Annotated in this window: 5 protein-coding genes and 1 tRNA gene; all 6 read right to left on the minus strand. The window is 50.0% G+C overall.

Annotated elements, in window-relative coordinates:
* Positions 1–179: 179 nt before the first annotated feature.
* The 6 genes from Q8O92_09285 to Q8O92_09310 all read right to left on the minus strand — a co-directional run bounded on the left by Q8O92_09285 (position 180) and on the right by Q8O92_09310 (position 6,328).
* Positions 180–266 (minus strand) — tRNA-Ser (locus Q8O92_09285).
* Positions 267–465: 199 nt separating this feature from the next.
* Entirely contained in the window at positions 466–1,134 is a 669-nt protein-coding gene (rpe, locus tag Q8O92_09290; GenBank protein MDP2983505.1) for a ribulose-phosphate 3-epimerase, read from the minus strand.
* Positions 1,135–1,146: 12 nt separating this feature from the next.
* On the minus strand, positions 1,147–1,893 hold the full coding sequence (locus tag Q8O92_09295) for a PASTA domain-containing protein (GenBank protein MDP2983506.1): 747 nt from the start codon (positions 1,891–1,893) through the stop codon (positions 1,147–1,149).
* Entirely contained in the window at positions 1,886–3,220 is a 1,335-nt protein-coding gene (gene rsmB, locus Q8O92_09300; protein ID MDP2983507.1) for a 16S rRNA (cytosine(967)-C(5))-methyltransferase RsmB, read from the minus strand. Before rsmB ends, Q8O92_09295 begins: the two co-directional genes overlap by 8 nt.
* A 462-nt stretch (positions 3,221–3,682) precedes the next feature.
* The gene (locus tag Q8O92_09305; protein MDP2983508.1) at positions 3,683–4,477 is read right to left on the minus strand and encodes a DUF4292 domain-containing protein; all 795 of its coding nucleotides are present in this window, start codon (positions 4,475–4,477) and stop codon (positions 3,683–3,685) included.
* Between the two features lie 6 nt (positions 4,478–4,483).
* Positions 4,484–6,328, minus strand: coding sequence for a tetratricopeptide repeat protein (locus tag Q8O92_09310; protein ID MDP2983509.1), 1,845 nt, complete (start codon positions 6,326–6,328; stop codon positions 4,484–4,486).
* Positions 6,329–6,654: the final 326 nt, after the last annotated feature.

A 6,654-nucleotide genomic window follows, 5' to 3' on the forward strand; every position in this document is an offset into this window, starting at 1 on the left:
CATCGTCGTCTTAACGTCGCTGTGACCCAGAAGTTCCTTTACGGTTCGAATATAAATCAATGCATATGCGCAAAATATTATTAAAATATAAATTTGTCAAGGAAATAAGTGATTATAATTCTGAAGGTGTTGCAATAAAAAGGGGGCTTACGTATTTCGGCGTAAACCCCTTATTTACATGGCGGAGGGTCGGGGAGTCGAACCCCGAAGGGCTGTAAACCCGGTGGATTTCAAGTCCACTGCCTTGCCAATTAGACTAACCCTCCGCGTTATGTATAAACAAGATAATATGCATCCACCAAGGGGAAAAATCCAGAAAAAACGGTTTAACGGAAAGAGCCAATTGCATAAGTAGATATTTTCAGCCCCTTTCTGTCCTTCGGACATCCTTCACCCGAAGAGGGGTGGGAAAAGACTGTGGAGCAACGACCTCCCTTGCCCCCTCCGGGGGAAAGGGATCGAGGGTTAGGGGGCTGAAGTTTCCGCCGCCTTCCTCATCCGTTTGACGTTCCGCACCGCTTCGTGGTTCCGGAAAATAGAGGTTCCGGCCACGAGATACGTTACTCCCGCTTCCACCAGGAGGGGGGCGTTTGCAAAATCCACACCGCCGTCCACAGCGATATGGGGAGGGGAAGAAAGGTGAGAAGCTGCTTTCGCAATTTCACGAATCCTCACATAGGACTCTTCGATAAATTCCTGTCCGCCGAAACCCGGAAATACGGTCATGGTCAGGAGGATTTCCACTGCATCAAGGTAGGGAATGACCGCGGCGACCGGAGTATCCGGCTTCAGCGAAATCCCGGTCTTGACGCCGAGACGCGATATGGCCTCCAGGGTGGAGGATACATCGACAACAGCCTCCACATGGAAAACGATGGAATCCCCGCCTGCATCGGCAAAGGCCCCGGCCATGTCCAGCGGATTATCTACCATGAGGTGGACGCCGAGCGGAAGGCGGGTCAGGCGGCGAACGGTTTTCACCATCGCAGGCCCGAAGGAAAGGTTCGGGACAAAGTGATGATCCATGATATCGAGATGAAACGCATCGCAGCCGCCTTCCTCAGCGCGGGCGATTTCTTCAGAAAGACAGCTCAGATCGGCGGCGAGGATTGAAGGAGCGACGATTATATGCATACATAACTCCCTTTATTTGGAAGTGGATACGACAAGGTCAACTTCAGCGCTGGTATTGGTCGGAGTGCCGGGATCGGGATGCTGATCGATAACCGTGTCCGGCAAAAGATTAGGCGCCTCTTCCTTCTGCACGTTCACCTTTTCGATGTTGAACTTGTAGAGGGTGAGAGTATCCATGGCGGCTTTGTAACTCAGGTCGATCAGGTTTGGCATGACCACATTGGTTTCCTTGCGCCCATTGGCTATGAACAGGATAACGCCGGTTGTTTCAGGTACTTCCTGATCCCCTGCCGGATACTGATCCATCACAATACCCCGGCTATACTTGTCCGAGGCCTTCCAGCGCTGGTCGATAACCTCGAATCCGGCGTCTTTGATCTCGTTTTCGGCGTTACGGGTCGATTTGCCTACCACATTCGGAATATGCAGAGGTTTGGGCCCCCGGGAAAGAACAACGTGGATTCTCCGTCCCGGCTTCAGGATCGTACCGGCGGCCGGCATCTGGAATGCAATGGCATCGCGGGGAACCGTATCATTGAAATCTCTGCTGTCTTCCATTATCGATAAATGCGCTGACCGCACGATGGAATCTGCCTCTTCGAAAGTTTTGTTGACCAGATTCGGAGCGGTTATCTCACGGCCGGCTCTGAGGTAGAGCGGCATAATTACCGTATCCATGATTACAATGAATGCAGCGATTCCGCAAAGGAAAGCCAGGCTGAAAAACAGGAAGCCTCTTTTTGTTGGAGAGTCAGTCATGATCTTCTCGTTTCAGTTTCGCTGCGAAAGCGCCGGTCCCGTACATGAGATGGGGAAAAATCAGGTATCCGTTCGATATGGCAAACTGTTCGAAACGGATGTCTTTTTCAAATGAAAAATTCCGGTTATTTCCTAAAAACCACACGATATTTTCTGCATTCTCTTCCGGTTCAAGGCTGCACGTGCTGTAGACCACAGCGCCGCCGGTTTTTACGAGACTGGCGGCATTCTCCAGCATTTTCCTCTGTAGCGAAGCCAGCCGGTTAATATCCTCTTCCTGACGGCGCCATTTCATGTCCGGCCTTTTGGAGAACACTCCCGTCCCGGTGCAGGGGACATCGAGCAGAACACGGTCGTACTGCGCCGCTCCATCACCGCCGGATTCCGCAGCGTCTCCTGAAACCGTTATCACCGACTTTAATCCCAAGCGGTAGGTTGTTTTACCGATCAGACCAAGCCTTCCCGGATGGATGTCGACTGCGGTTATTTTCCCCTGATCTCCCATGAGCTCGGCAAGGTGAGTGGTTTTACCGCCGGGCGCCGCGCAAAGGTCCAGGATGTTTTCTCCCGGCTGTGGATCGAGGAGGATTGATGCCATCCCCGCCGCGGGGTCCTGCACGGTGAAAAATCCTTCCCGGAAAGCAGGGGAATCAAATAATCCCTCCGCTTCTGCCACCGAAAGACAGCCGTGCATTTCACGGATCTCGGAGGTTTCAAATCCTTCCCGGGAGAGTAACTGCGCCAGTTCAGCCGTGACGATTTTCAGGCGATTCGCCCGGATGAACACAGGGTGTTTTCCGTTCCCGGCTTTCATGACAGCTAAAGCGGTATCCGGGCCGAAATTACCGATCCACCGCCGTGTAAGCCACAGGGGATAGGAATGCTCCACCGAAAGTCTTTCCGCCGGATCGGACGGCCATTCATCCGGCTCGCCCTCACGAGTAAACCGCCGGAGCAGGGCATTCACCAGTCCTCCGGCCCCGTTTCCCTGCATCTCGGAAGCCAGATTCACACTCTCATGAACTGCCGCCCTTGCCGGGACTTTATTAAGAAACATGAGCTGAAAAAGTCCCAGCCGCAGCGTCATGCGGATTTCGGGGGAAAGCGATTTTGCCCGTTTAGTATAGTATATGTCAATGATGCGGTCAAGGCGCAATTTCCAGCGCTCTACTCCGGCCACCAGTTCACGGAGCAGGGATCGATCTCGCGGGTCCTTGAGTTCAGCCGCTAACGGCGAATCCATAAGCCGGTCACCGTACGCCCCCCCGCGTTCGATCCGGAGAAGCAGACGAAGGGCTGTCTTGCGGGCATTTGTTTTTTTTAGCATGTAGCATATACACGATGGTAGTTGAACTTGTTTCAGAGTCTATACCTCGTACAATATCTGAAGAAACTTATGAATATTTCGGGTAAAATGGGTTTTCTTATCGAATTATCTTTATTCTGTCTTCTATCTTCTGTCTCTGGCCATTCCCCAGATTTTTGAATCAATTTTTTGTAACTCTTTATAATGCTTATCGTTCCACGAAAATATTATCGGGTAAATGCAATTCCTCATGAAGGACAAATCCCCCCTGTCCTTCGGACATCCCACCTTATTAAGGGGGGAATCATGTTGGCAGGCAGCATTTACCCCCTTAATAAGTGGGTCGCCGCTTTAAGCGGCGGGGGGATTTTGCCTAAAGAGCAGATAAGTAATATGGCATATCTGTCGCCGAATAAAAAAAAATGGGGGATGGCCAGGTCTTCTTTCTTTATTGACTTTGCGAACTTTGCGAGAGAAGGTCTTCTATCTTCTGTCTTCAATCTTCTTCTTTATTTGGAGCCGTTCAGCCGATTCAGGCATGTCGATAGCGATATCCTTCATGGACAATCCAGAATTGATGGAAACCGAATAGAAAGAAAAATCGAGCGAGTGCCGTTCGTTTCGGATAATCATTTTTCGAGGAAAGATACCGGCGCCAACTGCCCGGAAATCCTGGGATTTTTTATGCCAGACGGAGGTCCCGCCCACCGTGAGATCCTCTTCCGCTACCAGCAGCTGCGGCCCTTCGACCAGATACCGGTATACCGTATCGCCCCTGACCAGGGCCAGTTCCATGCGATTTCCATTCTTTTTGAGAGAAGCCTGAAATCCAAAAATTTCATCATGGGGAGGCGCCAGAACGGAAAAAACGGAAGCAAACCTGGTGACATCGAACTCAAAATCGGGAACGAGCTTATGGAGCAGACCTTCTCTGTTCTCCCCTTTCACATATCCGTTCAGGGAGGGGAGGAAAACAGTCATGGAATCGCCGTCTGAGGAAATTTCAGCAAGCTCGATTCCTGCGAAACCTTTTAATATAACTTTGATTCGGTCGGGCGCGATAAAGCGTATTACCGTGGTGGCCGACTGCTCATGGCCGTTATGCCTTTCTATCACCTTAGCCCAGCCGGAAAAGTCCCTTACCGCCGCAGACTGTTTGTACAGGGAATCGAGAATCTGTTCGACTGTAACATCTTCAGGAATTCCCGGCGGTTTCATTCCGCATCCCTGAAAGAAGAGTATCAGGCTGAACAAAGCCAGAAAGGCAATTCTTCCCATTGTCTGTTAGCGCCCCATGCTGTCGATCTTCGGCTGAATCCTGGCCTTGTCTTCTCCATATTTGATAGCGCTTTTATATGCGTCGTCTGCGTCGTTTTTCATTTCAAGCCGGGCAAGAACATCGCCGTAATGATCATAGATCACGCCCTTGTCCTGATTATCCGAATATTTCAAAGCCTGCTCAATATATTTCCTGGCTTCATGGTAATTCCTCTTCCGGTAAAATCCCCAGCCAAGTGTATCTAGAAAGGCTCCGTTCCTGGGATCCAGGGAAGTCGCTTTTTTAGCCATCTCCAGCGCCCTGGAAAGGTTCTTTCCGTTTTCCATGTACATGTAGGCCAGATTGTTCAGGGCAAGGGCATTGTCCGGCTCCTTTTTAATCACCAGGCGCAGAGCATTCTCAGCTTTCGGAAAATTTTTCTGGGCATCATAGACGATCCCGAGCTGCATCAGGTATCCCGTGTTGTCAGGATCGCTTTTGAGCCGTTCGAGCAATTTTGCCTCGGAAATATCGTATTTTCCGGCGGAATTATAAGCTTGTGTAAGTAAACCGAAATACAAGGTATTATCCGGATCTGACCCGGAGAGGAACTCAAAAATGGCTATTGCGTCGTCATATCGCCTGAGTTCCAAGTAGATTCTTCCCTCCAGCGTCTTGACTTGCTCGGTAGCCTTGATATTTTTAACAGCGTCCTCCTGAATGAGTCGTACCGCTTCGTCCTTCTTGTCAAGACGGATCAGAGCGCGGGCATAACCCGCATAAGCTTTGAGTTTGTATTCATCAGCGATTTTATCCAAAGGCTTGTCGAATCCCTTCCTGTAATAGTCCGCCGCCTCGGAGTAGAGATCGAGGTAATTCATTGACTTGCCGAGAGAAAAATAGAAAGAGGCGTCGTCTTCTCCACGGGTGATGATGGAATCACGGAGCGCCAAAGCCTCTTTGTCTTTCCTGGCATTGAAATAGAGAGCGCTCAGAGTTTTCAATATATTCGGATTGCTGAATCCGGCTGCCCGGGCTTTCTCAAAATAAGTAATGGCGCTTTCCCAGTTATGCAGCTTAAACATGTAAGTATTGCCGATGCTGAGCAGGAGATGCTGATTCCCGGGATTTTTGGCCAATCCCTGATCCAATATATCAATAGCTTTCTGGTCCTGATCAAGCTGATTGTAAATATCGGACATCCCCACCCATGCATCGGCATTTGCCGGGGTACGCTCCACCATGCGCCGGAGAACCGAGAGCGCATCGTCAGTCATGCCGTTCATCGCCAATAGACCGGCGACATCGTTCAGTTCACCATCCGGAGTATTGGGACGCTTGATTCTTGCCAGGAGAATGCTCTTCGCCCGGTTTTTCATTTTCATGGCAAAATAGTACCGGGAGAGCCTGACCACATCGGAAAAGGAGGTTTCAGGCTTCAGTTTTATGTACATTTCCAGCGCTTCTGCGGCGGAGGGGATATCACCCTCCTGCTGGTAAAGGGTTTGCAGCATCCTCCACCCATCCGCATTCGCGGGCTTAACCTGAACAGTCATCTCCGCAAAGTACTCTGCGGATTTGATCTTCCCGCTGCTCGCGAACACTCTTGCCAGAGCGAGCATGATATCATCGTTACGGGGGTCATACTGCAAAGCTTCAAAATAAAAAGCCAGCGCCTTGCCGTAATCCTTCCTTATTTCAGCGCTCTTTCCTTCCACAAACAGATCAACCGATTTTCTCGTAAGCTGTTCATTGATTCCTTTAGCTGTTCCCTTCGGAACTGTGGCTGCACATCCGAATAAAATAAGTACAGCCCAAAGAGCGCTCCCGATCAGAGCGGCACTGTAAAGATTCTTACCTGAATGTAACATATACCTAACCCCCTATACTTTGATTTATCGTGCTTTATAGCATGGCTTCATGCAGTTATTGATAATTGGATCCTGAAAAGGTTTTATCGTTCCCGCGAAGCGGCAACAAGTTCAGGATGACACGTGTCATGCCGAACTCGTTTCGGCATCTATTATTACAATGCATTTGATCACTGCACCAATACTTTGTTATCCTCCCGTTTCGAGAATTCATCCTCCAAGTCCTTTTTCCGATATGCCAAATCCAGAATCTGAACGGGATGGATGGTACGGCAGGGAATACCTTCGTGGTTTAATAGTTCATCAAGCTGCATCTTGCAGGAAGG

Origin of the sequence: Candidatus Latescibacter sp. (assembly GCA_030692375.1) — a bacterium.
Taxonomy (GTDB): domain Bacteria; phylum Latescibacterota; class Latescibacteria; order Latescibacterales; family Latescibacteraceae; genus JAUYCD01.